This is a genomic window from Clostridium carboxidivorans P7 (genome assembly GCF_001038625.1).
GTDB lineage: Bacteria > Bacillota > Clostridia > Clostridiales > Clostridiaceae > Clostridium_AM > Clostridium_AM carboxidivorans.
On sequence record NZ_CP011803.1, the window covers coordinates 465086 to 485495 of the forward strand.

Sequence of the window (20410 nt, forward strand, 5' to 3'; positions counted from 1 at the left end):
ATGCTTTAGACATCTCCTTTTTATGTTAGTAAAGATTTAACTTGCTATTAGTACTTCAAGATCATGTTCATCTATAATTTCATTTTCTAGAAGTTTTTCGGCAATTAGCTGAAGCTTATTCTTATTATCAATTATATAATTTAAAGTTGAGTTGTAGATTTTGTCTAAAATTTGTTTTGTTTCCCTCAATATCAGTTCATTTCCTAAGGATATTTCTTTATCATCTAAACAAACAAGGCCCAATTTTTCACTCATTCCATATTTGGCTATCAAGGTTACTACCATTTTAGTTGCTCTTTGTAAATCATTAGCAGCACCACCTGTTATGTTTTCTTTACCAAATATTATTTCTTCAGAAGCTCTTCCACCTAATAATTCACTTACTTTATTCAAAATTTCCTTTTTTGTCTGAAACATTTTTTCATTTGGATTTATTATAGTGTATCCAGCAGCTCCCTTTGTAGTAGGAATTATAGATACTTTAGGCACACTTGATTTATTTAATAATTTAGCTATTAAAGCATGTCCGGCTTCATGGTAGGCAGTTATTCTTTTTTCAGTATCTGATATATTGGATCTGTCTTTCTTTTCATCTCCAGCTATTATTTTATTCATAGCTTTGTCTATGTGATTTAAAGTTATTTCACTATAGTTTTCTTTAATAGCATATATAGATGCTTCATTTATTACGTTTGCTAAATCTGCCCCACTCATGTAAACTGTCTGTTTAGCTATTTGAAATAAATCTACAGAAGGAGATAGTGGCTTATTTTTTGAATGAACCTTTAATATTTTATATCTTGCATTTAAATCTGGAAGACCAACCATTACATGTCTATCAAATCTTCCTGCACGAAGCAGTGCATCATCCAGCATATCAAGTCTATTAGTTGCTGCAACAACTATGACATTTTCCTTATCATTAAATCCGTCCATTTCTACTAATAATTGATTCAAGGTTTTTGCATCTTCACTTGTATCTTTGCCTGATCCTCTTTTTCCCCCAATTGCATCTATTTCATCTATAAATATTATTGCAGGAGAATTTTTTCTAGCCTTATTAAATAGTTTTCTTACTCTTGAAGCACCTACTCCTACGTATTTTTCTATAAAATATGAACCACTGGTTGGTATGAATTCAGAGCCTGTTTCACCTGCTAAAGCCTTGGCTAAAAGAGTTTTTCCGGTTCCAGGAGGACCATAAAGAATTATACCTTTAGGAATTTTAGCACCAAAATCTTCGAATTTTTTAGGGTTCTTTAAGAATTCAATTATATCCTGCATATTTTCCTTGGCTTCTTCACTACCAGCTACATCGCTAAATCTTATTTTAACGTCCTTTGATTCTTCAAATTCTACAGAATCCCTGTGCAAGTCAGCAGAAAGAGTTTTTTTGCTATAAAAGTTTGTAAGCAATCTAATAATAAATAGTAATACTATAGCAAAAGCAATAGAGCTCAATATCTTGGAGTAGGAGTTAGAAGATTCAACAATTTTTACTTTATGTTCCATTAGGTACTGCCTAAATTCAGGATTTTTAGGATTTTCAAAAGTGAAAGTTTTTTTAGTTTTATCTTCTGCTATAAGGATAAAGTCACTTTCATTATAATAAACAGTTTGTATTTTCCCAGTTTCTACTAAAGATTTAAATGAGTTTATACCTACATCAGCATCTGTATAATTAAATGCCATAGTACTTTGCAATTGTCTTAAGTTATTTTTATAATCGGGGCTAGATTTTGAAGCAAGTAAATAAACACCAATCATCAATGGTATTATAAAAATTAGTATAGCAAAGTACTGTTGTAAATTTTCACGTTTCATTAATAATATCCCCTTTCTAAAATTATTTTCAATAACAATTGTTACTTAAATGAAAATTCGTATAATCAAAAATTAAATTTTGGTATGCTTTTTTAACAATTTATTAAAAAAATACCGATGTATTTATTAAAATAATAATATTTTAAACAATATTATTAAAAAAGTCAATTCTTAAAATTTGCATTTTTCACTTTTATACAAGAATAAGTATAATTATATTCAAAATACTATATTTAAAGTTGAAAAATTATAATAAATAGAATTTAATGAAATGAATAATTCAATTTGAATATAAAAAGCTATGAATATGGTTTAAAAGAATATTTCTAAAATAAACAGTAAATTTCTAAAATTACTTGTTTCTATTCATATTCTTTAAATACTTAATTCATAGCTTTTATTATTTTATGAGATTATTTTAAATACTCATCTAGATTTAGTATACATGCAATTATGAGTTTTGCTCTTTCAAATAAAGATTCTACAATGCCATATTCTCTAGGAGTATGATTCCACTCACCTTTAACTCCCATAGCGCATAGTGCTGGAACACCAGCAGTAACTATGTAGGATGCATCAGAACCACCCCCTGTTGTTTTAGAGTATATATCTCCAAGTCCAATTTCTGCAGAAGTTTTTTTAGCAAATTCAAATAATTTCATAACATCATCGGTGGTTTCCATAGGAGGCATATAACTTTTTACTTTAAGTTTGCTTTTTGTACCTTCTATATATGTTTTTGATGCAATGCTTTGTAGAGTATTTTCAATACTTGACTTTTCACTTAATTTTGTATATCGGACATCTATTTCAATTTTGGCATAGTCAGGAATAGCATTTGGTACAGTACCGCCAGTGATGGTTCCCACATTAAAGGTAGTACCATTTTTTAAATTATTTAAATTTTGTATGTCTATTATTTTATATGCCATTTCTTGAATTGCACTTCTTCCTTTTTCAGGTGAATTACCTGCATGTGCAGAAATACCTTCTATTTCTAAACTAAATTCAGCAACGCCTTTTCGTCCTACGATTACTCCATTGTCAAGAAATCCAGTTTCAAAATTGAAGGCAGCTCCAAATCCTTTTGATTCATTGATAAATAATTCATTGCATTTAGAATTGCAATGGCCAGTTTCTTCGTCACCTGAAATTATAACTTTTATAGGACGTTCGTTATATTCAATGGAATTTAGAGCCTTAATAACATAAAGAGCAATTATAATACCACCCTTCATATCTAAAACTCCTGGTCCATAAATTTTATCATTTTCTATTTTAAAAGGCATATTTTCTAGGGTGCCTTTTTTAAAAACTGTATCCATATGACCAGAAAGGATAACTCCTTTTTTACATTTGTTTGATGCTGATTCTGCAACAATGGAATTCCCAGAGTTTTTATATTCAACTATTCTTGTATTCATTCCAATGCTACAAAGTATTTCTTTCAACTTTTGAGCTAAGTTATCTACTGAATTTTTATTTCGAGTGTCACTTTCTGTAGTTACAAGTTCTTTCAGTAAACATAGCATTTCATCTTTATGAAGGTCTATAAATTCAAAAGCCTTCTTTCTTTGTTCTAGTGTCATTTTAAATTCCTCCCTGTACATTTTAGTGCATTTTATATGTATTGAAAATAAATATTGAAATTAATATTAAATTATAGTTCAAAAAATTAATATTTACAAATAATAATTTTTTAAATTTATATTTCAATGTTTTTATATGTTTTGAAAATAAAATAATGTGTTGAATTAAATTGAAACAACAAAAGAAAGAGATGTTTAAAATGAATGTACATTTTAAACATCTCTTTCTTTAATATTTATTTTAAGTCGGTAATATTTACAAAACAATCTTCAGCCTTTGGTTTCTGTTTTATAAGGCCTTTTTGATATAACCAATTTATGTGATCTTCCCAAACCTTCTTATTTTGAGTTAAAAATGGTTCTTCTTTTGAATCCATTTTTGGAAGCAATGTATCCATACTTTCTTTTTCAACTGCCTCTACAAGAGGAAAGTTTTCTTTTTGTTGATTATTCATTAGAATTTTTAATGCTTTGTCTGGATTTTGCTTCATAAATTCAAAACCTTTTTGTGAAGCTTTCATAAATTTCTTTAGAGTTTCAGGTTTTTCTTTTATTGTTTTGTCACTAGCTACAAAAATTTCTTCATAATAATTAGGAACTCCATATTTTGATGGATCAAAATAATTTAGTTGATGTCCTTCATGCTTTAAAACAGGAACTTCATGATTTATAAGTCCACCAGTTGTGGCATCAACCTTTTTAGTTGTCATAGAGGAAAGCAGCTCAAAACCTACATCTATAGTTTTTATTGAACTTGGATCTCCTCCATCAGCTTTGATCATGGTTTTAACATATTCTACATTTAAAGGATTTCCTGAAAAACCAATAGTTTTTCCAGCTAGATCCTTTGGAGAGTTTATGTTTTTTTCTTTTAAAGCAATAACTACATTTAAAGGTGTATGAACTATGGCACCAACAGATTTTATAGGAATGTTTTCATTAGCCCTAGACATTATGATATCAGGTTGATAATAAATTCCTATAGTTGCTTTGTTGGCAGCTGTAAGTGTCAATGGATCTGTTGCATTGGATGGAAATTTAATATGAACATTTAATCCCTGTTCTTTATAATATCCATTTTCTATAGCTGCGTATATGAAACTGTGTATTGCATTTGGATACCAATCCAATACTACATCAACATCCTCTAACTTACCAGAATCCTTTTTGCTGCTTTGAGTGCCAGCAGAGCAGCCTGTACCTATTAAACATATTAGTACTAATAATAAAGCTAAATACTTAAATTTTTTCACACTTCATTCCTCCATTTTATTAGTTTATTTTCTAAAATATCTATTATAAAAACAAATATTACTGCAATAAGAGATAAAATTACTATAGGTGCAAAGACTCCTGCACCATCTAGTTGAGTCATCATTCTTTTGCTAAAGTATCCAAGACCTGATTGAGCTCCAAGCCATTCACTAATGGCAGCACCTATTACACTAAGGGGTACAGATATTTTTAGTGCTGAAAAAAAGTATGGTAATGCTGAAGGCAATTTTAACTTAATAAATATATCTTTTTTGGTAGCCCCATAAGTAATTAACAATTCTTCCATTTCTCTCTTAGTGGATCTAAGGCCATCATATACATTAATTGTAATAGGAAAAAAAGTCATAAGTATGGTTGCTAATACTTTGCTCCATATGCTGTAACCAAACCAAAGTACAAATATAGGAGCCAAAGCTGTAATTGGTACAGTTTGAGTTATCACCACAAGAGGATATATTGCATTTTGAATTTTTCCATTTAAACTCATGAGTATGGCCAAGAATACTCCGAAAATCAATGATATAACAAGTCCTAAAAAAGTAACCCATAGTGTAGCAGGAAGATGTACTGTAAATAGTGGATCCCTTAGTTCCCAAGTTCTTTGTAAAATTTTGCTTGGGGAGGGCAGTATATACGCTGCATCTATTTTTCGTGCTATAGCTTCCCAAATTAGAAAAAATGAAATTCCTACAATTATTGATGATGTGTATTTTTTCATAGTTCAACCCTCTGTTTCAATTCATTTATAAGTTTTTCTTTTATGTCCAATATTTCTGGTCTGCTTAACATGTGCCTATCTCTTGGATAGCTTAGAGGAACTACTACTTCCTTTAACTGAGTTATAGGTTTTTGGGAAACCACTAATATTTTACTTGATAGAAATAAAGCTTCTTCAACATCATGAGTTATAAATAATATGGTTTTTTTAAACGAAGACCATTGAGTTAGCAGCCATTCTTGCATTGATAGTTTAGTTATAGCATCTAAAGCACTGAAAGGTTCATCCAGAAGCATAATTTCAGACCCGGTAAGCAAAGTTCTTATAAATGAAACCCTCTGTTTCATTCCGCCTGATAAGTCCTTTGGATATTTATATTTATAACTTCCAAGACCAAATGTTTCTAAAAATTTTTCTGCTTCCTTCTTAGCTTGTTTGGGGTTATTTTCACGTATTTCAAGTGGAAGTGAAGCATTTTCTAAAATGTTTCTCCAGGGAATTAATAAATCCTTTTGAGGCATATAGCCTATATAACCTTTTAAATTATTAATATCATTGTCATTTATGAAAATGTTTCCAGAATAGCCATGTTCTAAACCACAAATAAGCCTGAATATAGTACTTTTTCCACATCCGCTTGGGCCTATTATACTTATAAAATCTCCTCTATGTACTTTGAAGCTCAAGTTCTCTATAAGAGGAGCTGCATCATTTTCATATTTGAAATTAACATTGCAGAATTTTAACATAAAAAATTACATCTCCTTGTTATAGGCCATGTCCCAAAACATGAGTTCATATTTACTACAGTTTATAAATATTTCCGTTAACCTATCTAATTCTTTCTCTGACAAGTGTTTTCCAAGGTCATCTACTAAATCTAAAAGCCATTGTACTTCTTCCTTATAATCTTCTGAAATATAGCCCTTTATCCATTTGCCATAAAATTCATTGTCTAAAGAACCATTAATTTTACTTAAATTTGTAGCAATTTTTAAGTAACTCCATGCGCAGGATAACAATGAAACAGCAACATCTCCCAAAGAGCCTGCTTGAGAAACAGCAAGCATGTAATGTGTATATGAAGTATTGGCAAGTGATGCTTTAGTGTTTTTAACTTCTTCTGGCGTAATTCCTAATTCCTCCATATAAGAGCGGTGAATATTCATTTCACCATTTAATATACCATTTACTGTGCTGGAAAAACCCTGCATTACTTCTTCTGTTTCAGCTTTAACTACACCTAAAGCATAAACTTTAGCGTAATCTAATAGGTAAATATAATCTTGTATCATATAAAATTTAAATTTATCTTTATCTAAAGTTCCTTCGCCTATTCCCCTAACAAATGGATGTACGTAATAAGAATCCCAAATGTCTTTAACGCTTTTATATAGGGTATCTGAAAATTTCATTTTAAATCCTCCTCATTATTAAGTTTTGTTGAACTTGTATTTTATTTGAAATGCAATGTAGTTTATTGCTTAAAATTAAAAAGGTACAAACCAACAAGAGGTTTGTACCTATAATCCTTAATTATATAAAGCCTCTTCCTACGCTGGTATTATCCAGATCAGGTTATAGGGTCTAAAAATTAATATTTTTACTCTCAGCTGGTAACACCAGCCCCCCTGGGATTTCTGCTATTTAATTTTGTATTTACAAGTTTATGTTACTACAATATACTAATGTCGTCAATAGAGTTAAAGTATGTTAACTAAATATTTATTAACATTTATGTCAATAATATCAATAAATTAAATAATCTTCAAAATATTTCTTAATTAATTATAGATAGTATAATTAAAAAATATTGCAATAGATACTGCAAATTTTTAAGTTAATTGCAAGTTTTAGAAAATTTCCAAAGGATTTTATATTTTTATGACGAATATAGACAATAGAAACTCATGTGTAATATGTAAAATAGTAAATGGGGGGACATAATTATGAACAGAATAATAAAGTTTAAGTTTAAAGGGAAGATAATTTCCGTTATCACTTTAATGTTACTATTCTTGGCTTCGGCGATTTTATCTATTGTATATTATAAAATTAATGGCATTGTTGAAGAAAATGTAAACAATCAGCTTAAAATTAGTAACAATAGCGGTTATAGAATTTTAAATGAAAAATATCAAGGGGATTGGAAAATAGAAGGTGGGAACCTTCTTAAAGGTAAAAAGATATTAAATGAAGATACTGAATTGGTAGATAATATAAAAACTGATACTAATTCTATATGTACTATATTTTTAAATGATACAAGGGTTTCAACTAATGTCACGATGGATGGAAAAAGAGCTGTAGGAACTAAAATGTCTGACAAAGTTGCTGATGTAGTTTTAAAACAAGGAAAAGCATATGAGGGTGAGGCAGTTGTAGTAGGAAGTGTATATCAAACAAGATATACACCAATTAAAGATTCCAGTGACAAAGTTATAGGTGCTTTCTTTGTTGGAGTTGAAAAGGAAAATATAGTTTCCAAGGTAAGAAATATTATGGTAATAATTGTATTAGTATCTTTAGGTGCCATAGCTTTAGGTATTATTCTTGCCACTATTATGGTAAAACGCATATCTAAAAACATTAATAAAATACAAGAATTTCTACAAAATATTTCAAATGGAGACTTGAAAAGTACTTGTGAGATAAATTCAAATGATGAAACTAAAGAAATTGCACAGCATTTAAACAACACTACAGCAACTTTCAAGAAAATGATAGAAAATGTAATGGAGGAATCAGAAAATATTAAGCATGTAGTTGATGATGTTTCGGTAAAGGTTGATGGATTGAATTCAAATATAGAGGATGTGTCAGAAGATACAGAGGAGTTATCTGCAGGTATGGAGCAAACGGCAGCATCGTCACAAGAAATGAATACTACTGCCCAAGAGATTGAAAAATCAGTAGAATCCATAGCAAAGAATTCTCAAAATGCTGTAAATGAAGTTTTGGAGATTAGTAAAAGAGCAGTTTATACAAAAGAAAGTGTAAATGATGCACAGAGAAAGGCTTCTGATGTTTTCTTGAAAACAAAGGAAGAACTTGAAAAAGCTATTGAAAATTCAAAAATTGTAGAACAAATAAATGTTTTATCTGAGTCTATAATACAAATAACTTCTCAAACCAATATGCTTGCATTAAATGCAGCTATAGAAGCTGCTAGTGCAGGAGAGGCAGGAAGAGGGTTTTCAATAGTAGCTGAGGAAATTAGGAAGCTTGCAGAACAGTCAAAGAATACAGTTATGCAGATACAAAGTGTTACAGGAAAAGTTACAGCATCAGTTAATGAGCTTTCAAACAGTTCAAATAAGTTACTTGATTTTGTATCTAATGATGTGCAAAATGACTATAAAACGCTGCTTGATGTTGCAGACAAGTATAGCGAAGATGCAAAATTTGTGGATGAGCTTATTAAAAATTTTAATTCTACTTCAGAGGAATTATTGATTAGAATAAAAGATGTATTAAAATCTATTGATGGTATGGCTAAATTATCAGGTGAAGGAGTTAGTGCAACTACTGATATTGCACAAAAAGTAATGGATATAACTTTAAAATCCAACGATATTTTTAAGTTGACAAAGAAATCCAAGAATAGTTCTGAAAAATTAAAAGAACAAATTTCCAAATTTGATATTTAACCTTTAATAATTGCTTATAAGTTCATTATTATTGCAAAGCAATTATATAAAAAATAACTTAATTAAAGTAGAGAGGCGAAGATGAAAATAGATAAAAAATTATTACAATATTGTGTATATGCCGCGGCAACAGTGCTTTTTGTTTATGCGGTTATAATGTTTTTTAATAATGTAGGAGGTATATTATCCTTACTCAATAATATATTAAATAAAATTATTGGGGTTTTAAAACCATTTTTTATTGCATTAGTAATTGTGTACCTGTTGAAACCAGGTGTAAAAAGTGTTGAAAATTTTCTAGAAAAGAAAAAAATATTGAAAAAACCATCTAGTAGAAGAGCAATTGGAATTTTAGTAGTATATGCGTTAGTAACAGGGATTTTTGTAGCTGTTATTAGTGGAATATATATTATGGTTGGAGGAAAAGTTTCTAGTAATGTGACTATATCCAATATGGGAATGTTTCTTACTGATTATTTAAAGAATTCTACATTGTCTGTTACTTCTATAAATGAAAAACTAGCAAGTTTAAATATATCAATACCAGGTAATTTAAATGATAAAATTGCTGAAATAGTAAGTTCTATACAGTCATATTTTTCTGCCAGTATAGGTTCAATAACAAATTCTGTTGTGTCCATAGGTGGAAATATAGCTTCATTTTTTATAGCCGTGGTGTTGAGTATCTATCTAATACAGGATTTTGAATACTTTATGGATTTGTGGAATAAGATTTTTGATCTTATATTTGGAAAAAGTAAGGTAGGCAATAAATTAAAAGAAATATTAAATATTGTGGATGATACATTTTATAGATATATAAGAGGACAGCTATTGGAAGCTGGCATTGTAGGAGTTTTATCAGCTATAGTATTGTATTTTATTAAAATAGACTATGCATTAATGATAGGAATTATTGCAGGTATTTGTAATATGATACCATATATTGGACCTGTTGTTGGAACTGTTTTAGCAGTAATTATGGCATTATTAAGTGGAGAGCCTATTACAGCATTATGGGCGATTATTGGAATGCTTGTAGTCCAACAAGTGGACAATAATTTATTAGCACCTAAAATAGTAGGGGATAGTGTTGGACTTCATCCGGTATTTACCATGGTTGCAATTCTTGTAGGTGGAAATGTAGGTGGTCTTATAGGAATGCTTATAGCTGTACCAGCAGCGGCTTCTTTAAAAAGGTTAATTAGTAAGTGGTATGCTTATCACATGAGCCAAGTAACTGAGTGATTAGGGTAAGTTTCACAGTTGAAAAAATAATGTGACATAAGCGTATGTAAGCGAAGTAACTTTCAACTGGAGAACGCACGTAGCTTTGTGTAAATTTAAATTGATATGATAAAATTTATTTGGAAATTACTACTGGTATATACATCAGTAGTAATTTTTTGTCTTTTGGGAATGCTAAATAATGAGATAGTATAACTCGTATTTGTTATTATAGTTTGCAAAACTTTTATTTTTATTCACATTTATTTAAAAAATATAAGCGTAGCTTTCTATATATATTGTTCAAGCCTATCTTCAAACATTATGCTGAGTTGAGCCAATGTTAGAGACCAGTTCTGGCTAGGTGAAATCCATTTTTTCATAATCTGTTCTGTAGCTAAGTATAATGCCTTCATTAGTGAATCATCCGTAGGAAATGAAGTTCTAATCTTTGTAAATTTCCTCAATTGCCTATTGAATCCCTCTAATGCATTGGTAGTATATATTATCCTTCTAATCTCTGGTGGAAAATCAAAATAAGTAGATAAGTTTTGCCAATTGTTCCTCCATGATTGTATTACTATTGAATATTTTTCACCCCATGTATCTTCTAATGATTGAAGCGCATTTAAAGCTACATCCTCATTGGTGGCTTTATATACATTCTTTAGATCTTTCATAAAAGCTTTACTATCCTTTGATGCTATGTACTTTATAGAGTTTCTTATTTGATGTACTATGCAATTTTGTATACTTACATTAGGAAATACGGCCTTTATAGCATCAGGTAGGCCTTTAAGTCCATCCATACAGGCAATTATTATATCCCTTACTCCTCTATTTTTAAGATCATTACATACCGATAACCAAAACTTTGCTCCTTCCTGCTCTCCAACCCAAATTCCAAGTATATCTTTATAACCTTTAATATCTAAAGCCATACATATATAGGCAGCTTTGCTTACAATTCTGTGCTCTTCTTTAACTTTAAAATGAATTGCATCCATATACACTATAGGATATACACAGTCTAACGACCTATTTTGCCAGGCGATAGCCGTTTCCATAACCTTATCTGTTATTTTTGAAATCATCGCAGGAGATATATCTACCCCGTAAAGTTCATCTATTTCTGACTTAATGTCATCCACAGACATGCCTCTTGCATATAGTCCTATAACCTTTTTATCAAGCTCATTACAAACTGTTTCATATTTTTTCACGATTTTTGGTTCAAATTTTGAATTTCTGTCTCTTGGAACATTGACATCAACTTCTCCAAAGCTAGTTCTTATATTTTTTGAGCTATAGCCATTTCTATAATTCTTATTTTCACTAATATCTCTCTCATATTTCTCTCTACCGAGATGTTCTTCCATTTCGGCCTCTAGAAACTGTTGAATTATATCACCAAATAGACGCTGCATAAGTCCATTCTTACCGATTAAATCCTCCATACTCCTACATTTATTTAATTCTTTGTTAAAATCTATATCTGGTATTTGTAATTGCTTCATTTCATTTTCTCCTTTCATAAACCTCTATGTTATTTTTTCGATAAATACCAGTTATCTATGCAAAAAGAACGCAAATAGATTTGTAATTTACACAAATCTACTTGCGCTCCCTTCAACTGTACACATAATACTTATTATTTAGTTTAACAATATATCTACCTTGAAATTTAACTACATTTTCATGTCATCATGTGTAAGCAATTGCTTTTTAAACTAAATATATTAGTGCAATAGCATATTCAACATTAATTTTTGAGCATTATAAGTTAGTGGTACAAATATGCTTTTTGCTTACTAAAAGTATCTATAACAATGCAATTAGGTGCGTAAACATAAAGTTATTAGTTTGAATTTTAACTTTTATGCAGTGATATATGATAAGGGTGTCATCACATTAGCTAAATTGTTTTAGTATTATTCTTAGCTCAAAATTTTTGAAAGCCTTAGAACTTTAGTCCTGTTTGAGGGAACCGAGTTTGACAAAGTTCTTAGGCTTTCAAAAATTTCGAGCTTTAGAATAATTAAAACATTTAGCCGTGATGACACCCTTATCATATATCACGAAGTAAAAGTTAAAATCCAAACTTCCACTGTACCTTTACGTCGTAATATGCTTATATTTAGATAAAAATTATGTTAGTTAACTTTAAACTTAGTTATTTGTGTTTCTAACTGTTTTGCTAACATTTGAAGCTTGTTTGAATGCTGTGTAAAGTTTTCCATAGTAGCGGTTATTTCTTCTGTAGAAGCAGTAACTTCTTGTGAAGCAGAAGCTGTTTGCTCAGATATAGATGAAATATTTTCAATTTCAGCTACTGTAGATTGTTTTTTATCATTTATGTCAACAATAGACATTTTTACTTCATCCACTTTAACAATCATCGTTTCGATGGATTTTAAAATATTATTAAATATTTCTTGAGTCTTATTTACTGCTAAATACTGATCGTTTACTGCAGCTTCCGTTGAATTAATGGCACTTACTGCTGTTTCTGATTTTTTCTGTATAGCAGCTATAATTTTCTTTATTTCTTCTGTGGAACTTTGTGATTGTTCAGCAAGAGTTCTTATTTCTTCTGCAACCACAGCAAATCCCTTACCAGCTTCGCCAGCACGTGCGGATTCTATACTTGCATTTAATGATAAAAGATTAGTTTGTGATGTTATATCAGATATTGTTTCAGATATAATATTTATCTGCTTAGAACTTTCATTCATAGCACTAATTACATCATTTACTGATTTGGTAGCTATTTTAGCTTTATCTGATTTTTCTATTAAAGTATCTATCATAGAAAGTCCTTTTGAGCCTAATTCTTTAGTGTCCTTTGAAATTTCATCCATTTCTTTAGAACTAATATTAATTTTATCTAATCTAGCGGATAAGTCCTCCATTTCCGAAGCACCTTTTTGAGCATTTTGTGCTTGTTCTGTTGCACCTAAAGAAACTTCTTCTATTGCTTTTGAAACTTCAGTTATGGAAGATGTTACTTCCTCGGACATATTAGCAAGGCTTGAGGATGTATCTAGTACAGTTTTAGAGGAATTTGTTACATTATTTATAAGCTCTGATATATTTCTCATCATTAAATTGAATGATTCAGCTAAATCCTTGAATTCATCTTTTGTTGTAGCGGTTATGGATACTGTCAAATCTCCATTTGAAGCTCTAGCAAACACATCTTTTAACTTTTTAATGTTATTAGCAATTCCCTTACTTAATAATAAGGATAGACCCACTGCAAATAATACCATTACTAATGTTATTAAAGAAGTTATTTGTAATATGGCCATTGTGTCGCTAGAAAGTTCAGTTTCATTTAAGCAGGCTACTAACTTCCAGCCTGTGAATTCATTTGTTTTATATACTCCAAATTTTTTAGCACCATTATATGTATAATTTATAAAACCGCTATTTTCTGATTTTACTTTATCCCAAAAGGATAAATTAGCAGCTTCCTTTGTACCAACAAGTTCTTTGTTAGGATGAGCTAGAATAGTGCCTGATATATCAGAAATAAACACATATCCTGTAGTACCTATTTTTTGTGAAGATATTTTTTGTGAAAGAGTAGTTAATGAGCAATCCAGCCCAATAACTCCAACTACTTGTCCGTTTTTTTCTACTGTTTTTGCAAGCGTAACAACACTATTTCCAGTAGCAGCATCCTTGTAAGGAGGAGTTATTATAACTTTTCCTTTATTGTCTAAAGCTTGCTTATACCAATCTCTTTTGGTTGCATCATATCCATCAGGCATTTTTGCATTAGGGTATATTGTAAATTTTCCAGAGGAAGTTCCATAATATACTCCAAGTATATCTTTATCACTTTCCTTTACGCCTTTTAATATTTCTGATACAATTCCAGTATTATTGTCTGTATCAACATTTACAATGCCTGGATTACTCGCGGTAAGAGAAACTATATCTGAAAATCCATTGAAGTAATTAGTAAGACCATTTTCTATTTGTAAAATTGATTGAGAACTGGTAAGAGACAATTTTTTGTTAAGTATTGATTTTGATTCTACATAAGAAACGGCTCCAGATATGATTAAGGGAATTAAACAAATTGATATTAAACTAATAACTAATTTGGTGCGAATACTATTTAGCTTGAAATTTTTGAAGTTCATTTTAGTTGCTCCTTTTTTTATTATAGTTTTGTTCTACTTTTAATACAGAAAAGTAATTATTAGTTAATGTAGATAATTTTGACTAACTTCTGAATAAAGTGAATTTTAAGGCTTTTGAAAATTCAAAATTCACTTAATTTTGAATTTAATCACTTGTTTTGAAATTATCTGATACATAATATAATAAATTACATATTGACAAAAATCAACATATTTTAATTATTTTTTTAAATTAAAATAAAATATAGATATTATAAACAATGTAAATAGAAGTATTTATAAAAATAATAATATTTATAACAAATTAATGTCGAAAAATAAATAATTTTAATAAGAATAGAAATCAAAATAGTATATCTTTTATCAGAAGTTCATAATTACTATTTTGTTACATTTTTATTATATTTTTATTACATTTGTTAAACATGCTGGATACATTATTGACAATGATATAAACAAAGATTATCATAAAAAATGAGTAGAATTTTATATAATAATTATTTATGATAAAATGAAGTGTATAACTTTTTATATAAGACATAATATCCGATGAATGGAGGAAACATTAACTAATGAATAACGCATATGATTGTCTAGTAGTAGGTTGTGGATTAGCGGGTGCAGTTATATCTCGTGAATTAGCAGAACGAGAAGGCAAGAAGGTATTAATTATAGAAAAACGCAGTCATATAGGGGGTAACACTTATGACTTTTTTAATGAGGATGGAATATTAGTTCATAAATATGGACCTCATATATTTCATACTAATAATAAAAGAGTATATGACTATATTTCACGATTTACAGAGTGGAGAGATTATTCCCATGAAGTTTTAGCAAATCTTCATGGGAAATTAATACCAGTACCATTTAATCTGAATTCTCTTAATATGACTTTTAATACTGAAAAGGCAGAAATGTTGAAAAAAAAGCTTGTTTCTGTTTATGGTATGGGTACAAGACTAACTATTGCACAGCTTCGCAGTGAAACAGATCCTGATCTTCAGGAATTAGCTGATTTTGTTTATAATAATGTGTTTTTATATTATACTCAAAAGCAGTGGGGAGTTACTCCTGAGAATATAGATCCATCTGTTATAGCTAGAGTTCCTGTACTAATTTCACAAGATAATAGATATTTTCAGGATGAATATCAAGGAATGCCATCTGATGGATATACTTCTCTTTTTGAGAAGCTGTTGGACAATCCTAATATACATTTAAGAGTTAATACAGATGCAAATGAACTTTTTGAAATAAATGAAAATAATATGTTTTTTGAGGGTAAACCATTTAATGGAACTATAATATATACTGGTGCTTTGGACGAGTTTTTTAATTGTAAGTTTGGACGATTACCTTATCGAACCTTAGATTTCTTGTTTGAAACACATGATATGACTTGGTACCAACCAAAGGGGACGGTAAACTATACTGTGGATGAGCCATTTACAAGAATTACTGAGTTTAAGCATTTAACAGGTCAGAATATTTGCGAAAAAACTACTATTATGAAAGAATATCCAAAGGCATATGCAGGAACTGAAGATGAAATACCTTATTATGCTATCCTAAATGAGGAGAATTTAGGGCTTTACAAAAAATATGAACAACTTACTGAGAAATTTTCTAATTTTTATTTACTTGGTAGATTAGCAGAATATAAATATTATAATATGGATGCAATAATTGAAAGAGCATTAATTTTAGCTGATAAAATTATTTATGACGAGAAAGGAAACGATTAATGAAAATAATAACATTTACAGTTCCATGTTACAATTCAGAGTCCTATATGGAGCATTGCATAGAAACTCTACTTCCAGGGGGAGAAGACGTAGAAATAATACTTGTTGATGATGGTTCTTCCGATGGAACCGCTATGATTGCTGATAACTATGCTGCAAAGTATCCTAGTATAATTAAAGCAATACATCAGGAAAATGGAGGCCATGGTGAAGCTGTAAACACTGGTATAAAAAATGCTTCTGGTCTATATTTTAAGGTTGTAGATTCTGATGATTGGCTTGATGTACCTGGAATGTTAAAAGTAATATCTGTGCTTAAAGAGCTTCATGAACAGGGAAAAGAACTTGATATGATGATTTGTAATTATGTTTATGAGCATACAGTAGATAATACCAGTCATGTAGTAAGATATAAAAATGTTATGCCAGAAAATAGGGTATTTGGATGGAGTGATGTTGGTAAATTTAAGATGTCACAGTATATTCTTATGCATTCTGTAATTTATAATACAGAGCTTTTACGTGAATGTGGACTTGTACTTCCAAAGCATACATTCTATGTGGACAATCTATTTGTTTATCAGCCACTACCATATGTTAAAACTATTTATTATATGAATATTGATTTATATAGATACTTTATTGGAAGAGAAGATCAATCTGTTAATGAGAAAATTATGATAAAGAGAATAGATCAGCAAATTCGTGTGACTAAGCTAATGATTGACTTCTATTGTACTATTGGTAGAATACCTAATAAACGTCTGGATGACTATATGAAAAACTATCTTTCTATGATGATGACTATTTCATCAGTGCTTCTTGTGGTGTCTGGAACTGAAGAGAACCTTCAAAAGAAAAAAGAACTATGGCTATATTTAAAGAATGTAGATGAAAAGGTGTATTTCCGCATGCGATATCGTCTTTTTGGTATAGTATCTAATCTTTGGGGTAATCTTGGAAGAAAAATAACTAAGTATGCATATTATTTAACTAGTAGGAAGTATAAATTTAATTAGAAATTATTATGTTTTATGAAGAATTTTAGAGAAAACTATTATAAAAATAGGCGTGTTTTTTATCACGTCTATTTTCTTTTGGTAAATTTTCAATTAATACAGTAGTAAGAATATATAAAATTAAGTATAAATGAATATCCATAATAATAAACAATTCTTGTTGAATTTTATCAAAATTAATATAATATATACATATAAGATATTTGTGTTGAAAGATTGGATTATAATAATTTATTTGTTGAAAAATACATAAGTATATGTTTTTATGATAAAATTATGAATATTGAATTGTAAATAAGTTGAGCAGAATCTAATTTAATATAATGTAAATGGAGGTGTGTTATGTTTCAATGGCTGAGAGAAAAAATCTACTCAATTTTAAAAAATAATGACAAATATAAGTATGAATGTCTTAAAATATGCTTGATATATTTGGTTATAGGATTTTTATGGATTTATTTTTCAGATAAAATTGTATGTGAAATTGTTAAAGATAAGGATATGCTATTAATTATAAGTATGTCAAAAGGTTGGCTGCATGTTATTGTGAGTACAATTATTATTTATTTATTAATAACTACGCTTTTGAAAAAGGTTTATTTAACAGAAAATAAACTTAATGAAAGCTATAAGGAATTAGCAGCAGCTAATGAGGAACTTGAAGCTTATATACAACAATTAACTGCATTTCAAGAGGAAATAACAGCTCAATATGATCAGCTTATAGAAAGTGAAAAGAAATTAAGTAAAAGTGAAGAAAAAAATAAAGCTATTGTTAAAGCAATGCCGGATACTTTATTTATTGTTGACAGCAATGGATATTTTACAGATTGTATAGCAGATGATGAAAAAATTGTATTAATGCCAAAGGAAGATTTTGTGGGAAAAAACGTTTCGGAAGTTCTTCCTCGTGAAATAGCAAAAATAGCTTATGAAAAAATTAAATCTGTACTTAAGGATGGAGGCATGGAAAAGATTGACTATAAGATGGAAATGCCTAACAAGGAATATTTCTTTGAGTTTAGAATTGTGAAAAATAATGAAAAAGAAGTAATAGCCATATCAAGAAATGTAACTGTTGAAAAACATAATGAGTTGGAATTAAAAATAAGTGAAGAAAAGTACAAAGCTCTTGTAGATGAAATGCAGCAAGGATTAGCAATTTATGAAGCAGCTGCAGATGGAGAAGAAAAAGTTATAAATTACAGATTTTTGGAAGCAAATAAGAGTCATGAAAAATTAATGGGGATAAAAAATAAAGAGATATTAGGAAAACACATTTACGAAATATTTCCTAATATAAAAAACAATTCAATTGAAAAATTTCAACAGGTTGTAAAAACAGGAGAACCTGCATGCTATGAAAGTTATTTACAGGATAAGGATAAATACTACGAAATAATAGCATATAGACCGCAAAAAATGCAACTTGCAGTAATTGCTACAGATATTACTGAAAGAAAAAAAGCAGAAGAGGCTGTTAAGACAAGTGAAAATAACTTCAGAAACCTTTTTGAAAATTCATCAGATGCAATAATTATAATTTCAGATGATAAAATATTAGATTGTAATATAGCTATGGTTAAAGCTTTAGGATATGAATCAAAAAAATCTATAGTTGGTAAATCGCCAACTGAATTTTATCCAGAAAAGCAGCCTGATGGAGAAAATTCTAGGGAAAAAACTTTTAAAATGCGAAAAAGAACTATAGAAAATGGAAAGTGTAAATTTGAATGGTGGTACAAAAGAGTTGATGGGACTTTATTACCAGTAGAGGTAATGTTAACAACTGTTTTTCTTAATGGGAAAGAAGTTTTTCATTCCTTGTGGAGAGATATCAATGACAGAAAGCAAATGCAGCTTCAATTGGAATATTTAAGTTATCATGATCAATTAACTGGCCTTTATAATAGAAGGTTTTTTGAACAGGAATTGAAAAGATTAGATAAAGAAGAAAACTTACCATTAACAATCATTATGGCAGATGTTAATGGACTAAAGCTTGTAAATGATTCTTTAGGACATGGTGTAGGGGATGAATTACTAAAAAAAGTTTCTAAGGTTTTAACTAATGGTTGTAGATCTAGTGATGTCATTGCCAGACTTGGAGGAGATGAGTTTGTAATTTTGATGTCTAATACAAGTGAACGTGGAACAGAACAAGTTCTTAAACGTATCAAAAGTATGGCCTCAAAGGAAAAAATAGGTGCTGTTGATATATCTATTTCTTTTGGTTATGAAATCAAGAAAAATATTAATATAGATATATCAGAAATTTTAAAGAAGGCTGAAGATTATATGTACAAGAAAAAGCTTTTTGATAGTCCAAGTATGAGAGGAAAAACTGTAAGTGCTATAATTACTACCCTTCATGAGAAAAATAAAAGAGAAGAACAGCATTCTCATAGGGTTTCTACGTTATGTGAGAATATGGGAAAAGTCCTTGGTTTGCCTGAAGATGAAATTAAAGAACTTAAAACTGTTGGATTGCTGCATGATATAGGCAAAATAGCTATAGAGGAAAATATATTGAACAAACCAGGAAGGTTAACAGTTGAAGAAAGACAAGAAATAGAAAAGCATCCTGAAATAGGATACAGAATACTTAATACAGTAAATGATATGGCAGAAATGGCTGAATATGTACTAGCTCACCATGAAAGATGGGATGGAAGAGGATATCCAAAGGGATTAAAGGGAGAGGAAATACCGCTTCAATCAAGAATTATAACCATAGCAGATTCTTATGATGCCATGATAAGTGAAAGAAGTTATAGAAGTGCGCTGCCAGAAGAAGTTGCTATAAAAGAATTAAAAGTAAATGCAGGTATCCAATTTGATCCGAAGCTTATAAGCATATTTATTGAAAAAGTATTAGATAAACCTTATGTATAAGTAAGAAGTCTACTAAAAACTAATTGTGAGTTTTTAGTAGATTTTTATTTTATATGAAGAATAGGATTTCTTATAAGCAAACTTTACATGAATTTGAGAATCATTTGGCATTCTCTCTTAAGAAAATGTGATTAGTAATCCGTTCTGCCCTCTGCAAATCCGTTCTATCACTTTTATATTGTTTTTGAAAATCATATTTGACATAATAAAAAAAGTAAATAAAAGTACTAGAAAAGGATGGTATTAATTTATGAAGATAACAATATTATGATAAAAAATAATTCTAAAACAAAATATGTTAACTCCATTCC

At 29.5% G+C, this 20410-nt stretch carries 13 protein-coding genes and 1 riboswitch; of the genes, 5 read left to right on the plus strand and 8 right to left on the minus strand.

Going from position 1 to position 20410, the window contains the following annotated elements:
* Positions 1–36 precede the first annotated feature (36 nt).
* The 6 genes from Ccar_RS02070 to tenA form a co-directional block, all read right to left on the minus strand.
* Positions 37–1824, minus strand: a complete 1788-nt coding sequence (locus Ccar_RS02070) for an ATP-dependent metallopeptidase FtsH/Yme1/Tma family protein (RefSeq protein ID WP_007061677.1) — start codon at positions 1822–1824, stop codon at positions 37–39.
* 413 nt (positions 1825–2237) lie between these two features.
* Complete coding sequence (locus Ccar_RS02075) at positions 2238–3413, minus strand: M20 family metallopeptidase (RefSeq protein WP_007061676.1); 1176 nt, start codon at positions 3411–3413, stop codon at positions 2238–2240.
* 236 nt (positions 3414–3649) lie between these two features.
* A complete protein-coding gene (locus Ccar_RS02080; RefSeq protein WP_007061675.1) occupies positions 3650–4666 on the minus strand; it encodes an ABC transporter substrate-binding protein in 1017 nt (338 codons plus the stop codon).
* Entirely contained in the window at positions 4663–5406 is a 744-nt protein-coding gene (locus tag Ccar_RS02085; RefSeq protein ID WP_007061674.1) for an ABC transporter permease, read from the minus strand. The genes Ccar_RS02080 and Ccar_RS02085 overlap by 4 nt, the downstream gene beginning before the upstream one ends.
* The gene (locus Ccar_RS02090; protein ID WP_007061673.1) at positions 5403–6155 is read right to left on the minus strand and encodes an ABC transporter ATP-binding protein; all 753 of its coding nucleotides are present in this window, start codon (positions 6153–6155) and stop codon (positions 5403–5405) included. Before Ccar_RS02090 ends, Ccar_RS02085 begins: the two co-directional genes overlap by 4 nt.
* Before the next feature lie 6 nt (positions 6156–6161).
* Positions 6162–6821 carry a thiaminase II gene (gene tenA / locus Ccar_RS02095; RefSeq protein WP_007061672.1) on the minus strand — a complete coding sequence of 220 codons (660 nt, stop codon included), beginning with the start codon at positions 6819–6821 and terminating at the stop codon, positions 6162–6164.
* 117 nt (positions 6822–6938) lie between these two features.
* Positions 6939–7049, minus strand: a riboswitch (TPP riboswitch).
* Between the two features lie 306 nt (positions 7050–7355).
* On the opposite strand from tenA, the gene Ccar_RS02100 reads away from it, so the two are divergent.
* Together Ccar_RS02100 and Ccar_RS02105 are read left to right on the plus strand one after the other, a co-directional pair.
* The gene (locus tag Ccar_RS02100) at positions 7356–9056 is read left to right on the plus strand and encodes a methyl-accepting chemotaxis protein (protein ID WP_007061671.1); all 1701 of its coding nucleotides are present in this window, start codon (positions 7356–7358) and stop codon (positions 9054–9056) included.
* Positions 9057–9137: 81 nt separating this feature from the next.
* Positions 9138–10304 carry an AI-2E family transporter gene (locus Ccar_RS02105; protein WP_007061670.1) on the plus strand — a complete coding sequence of 389 codons (1167 nt, stop codon included), beginning with the start codon at positions 9138–9140 and terminating at the stop codon, positions 10302–10304.
* A 269-nt stretch (positions 10305–10573) separates the two neighbouring features.
* Here Ccar_RS02105 and Ccar_RS02110 read toward each other — a convergent pair whose 3' ends face one another.
* Positions 10574–11800 (minus strand): IS256 family transposase, encoded by a 1227-nt coding sequence (locus Ccar_RS02110; protein ID WP_007061669.1) that lies wholly within the window; start codon positions 11798–11800, stop codon positions 10574–10576.
* Between the two features lie 636 nt (positions 11801–12436).
* A complete protein-coding gene (locus Ccar_RS02115; protein ID WP_007064008.1) occupies positions 12437–14437 on the minus strand; it encodes a methyl-accepting chemotaxis protein in 2001 nt (666 codons plus the stop codon).
* A 572-nt stretch (positions 14438–15009) separates the two neighbouring features.
* Between Ccar_RS02115 and glf the strand changes: the two genes are divergently transcribed.
* From glf to Ccar_RS26215, 3 genes are all read left to right on the plus strand, one after another.
* Positions 15010–16185 carry a UDP-galactopyranose mutase gene (glf, locus tag Ccar_RS02120; RefSeq protein ID WP_007064007.1) on the plus strand — a complete coding sequence of 392 codons (1176 nt, stop codon included), beginning with the start codon at positions 15010–15012 and terminating at the stop codon, positions 16183–16185.
* Positions 16185–17204 carry a glycosyltransferase family 2 protein gene (locus Ccar_RS02125; protein WP_007064006.1) on the plus strand — a complete coding sequence of 340 codons (1020 nt, stop codon included), beginning with the start codon at positions 16185–16187 and terminating at the stop codon, positions 17202–17204. Before glf ends, Ccar_RS02125 begins: the two co-directional genes overlap by 1 nt.
* A gap of 501 nt (positions 17205–17705) precedes the next feature.
* A complete protein-coding gene (locus tag Ccar_RS26215) occupies positions 17706–20099 on the plus strand; it encodes an HD domain-containing phosphohydrolase (protein ID WP_423230853.1) in 2394 nt (797 codons plus the stop codon).
* Positions 20100–20410 lie beyond the last annotated feature (311 nt).

Coding starts and splice junctions, on each gene's coding strand:
- Ccar_RS02070 (WP_007061677.1), bottom strand. CDS start 1,824: ATGAAACGTGAAAATTTACAACAGTACTTTGCTATACTAATTTTTATA.
- Ccar_RS02075 (WP_007061676.1), bottom strand. CDS start 3,413: ATGACACTAGAACAAAGAAAGAAGGCTTTTGAATTTATAGACCTTCAT.
- Ccar_RS02085 (WP_007061674.1), bottom strand. CDS start 5,406: ATGAAAAAATACACATCATCAATAATTGTAGGAATTTCATTTTTTCTA.
- Ccar_RS02090 (WP_007061673.1), bottom strand. CDS start 6,155: ATGTTAAAATTCTGCAATGTTAATTTCAAATATGAAAATGATGCAGCT.
- tenA (WP_007061672.1), bottom strand. CDS start 6,821: ATGAAATTTTCAGATACCCTATATAAAAGCGTTAAAGACATTTGGGAT.
- Ccar_RS02100 (WP_007061671.1), top strand. CDS start 7,356: ATGAACAGAATAATAAAGTTTAAGTTTAAAGGGAAGATAATTTCCGTT.
- Ccar_RS02105 (WP_007061670.1), top strand. CDS start 9,138: ATGAAAATAGATAAAAAATTATTACAATATTGTGTATATGCCGCGGCA.
- Ccar_RS02110 (WP_007061669.1), bottom strand. CDS start 11,800: ATGAAGCAATTACAAATACCAGATATAGATTTTAACAAAGAATTAAAT.
- Ccar_RS02115 (WP_007064008.1), bottom strand. CDS start 14,437: ATGAACTTCAAAAATTTCAAGCTAAATAGTATTCGCACCAAATTAGTT.
- glf (WP_007064007.1), top strand. CDS start 15,010: ATGAATAACGCATATGATTGTCTAGTAGTAGGTTGTGGATTAGCGGGT.
- Ccar_RS02125 (WP_007064006.1), top strand. CDS start 16,185: ATGAAAATAATAACATTTACAGTTCCATGTTACAATTCAGAGTCCTAT.
- Ccar_RS26215 (WP_423230853.1), top strand. CDS start 17,706: ATGCTATTAATTATAAGTATGTCAAAAGGTTGGCTGCATGTTATTGTG.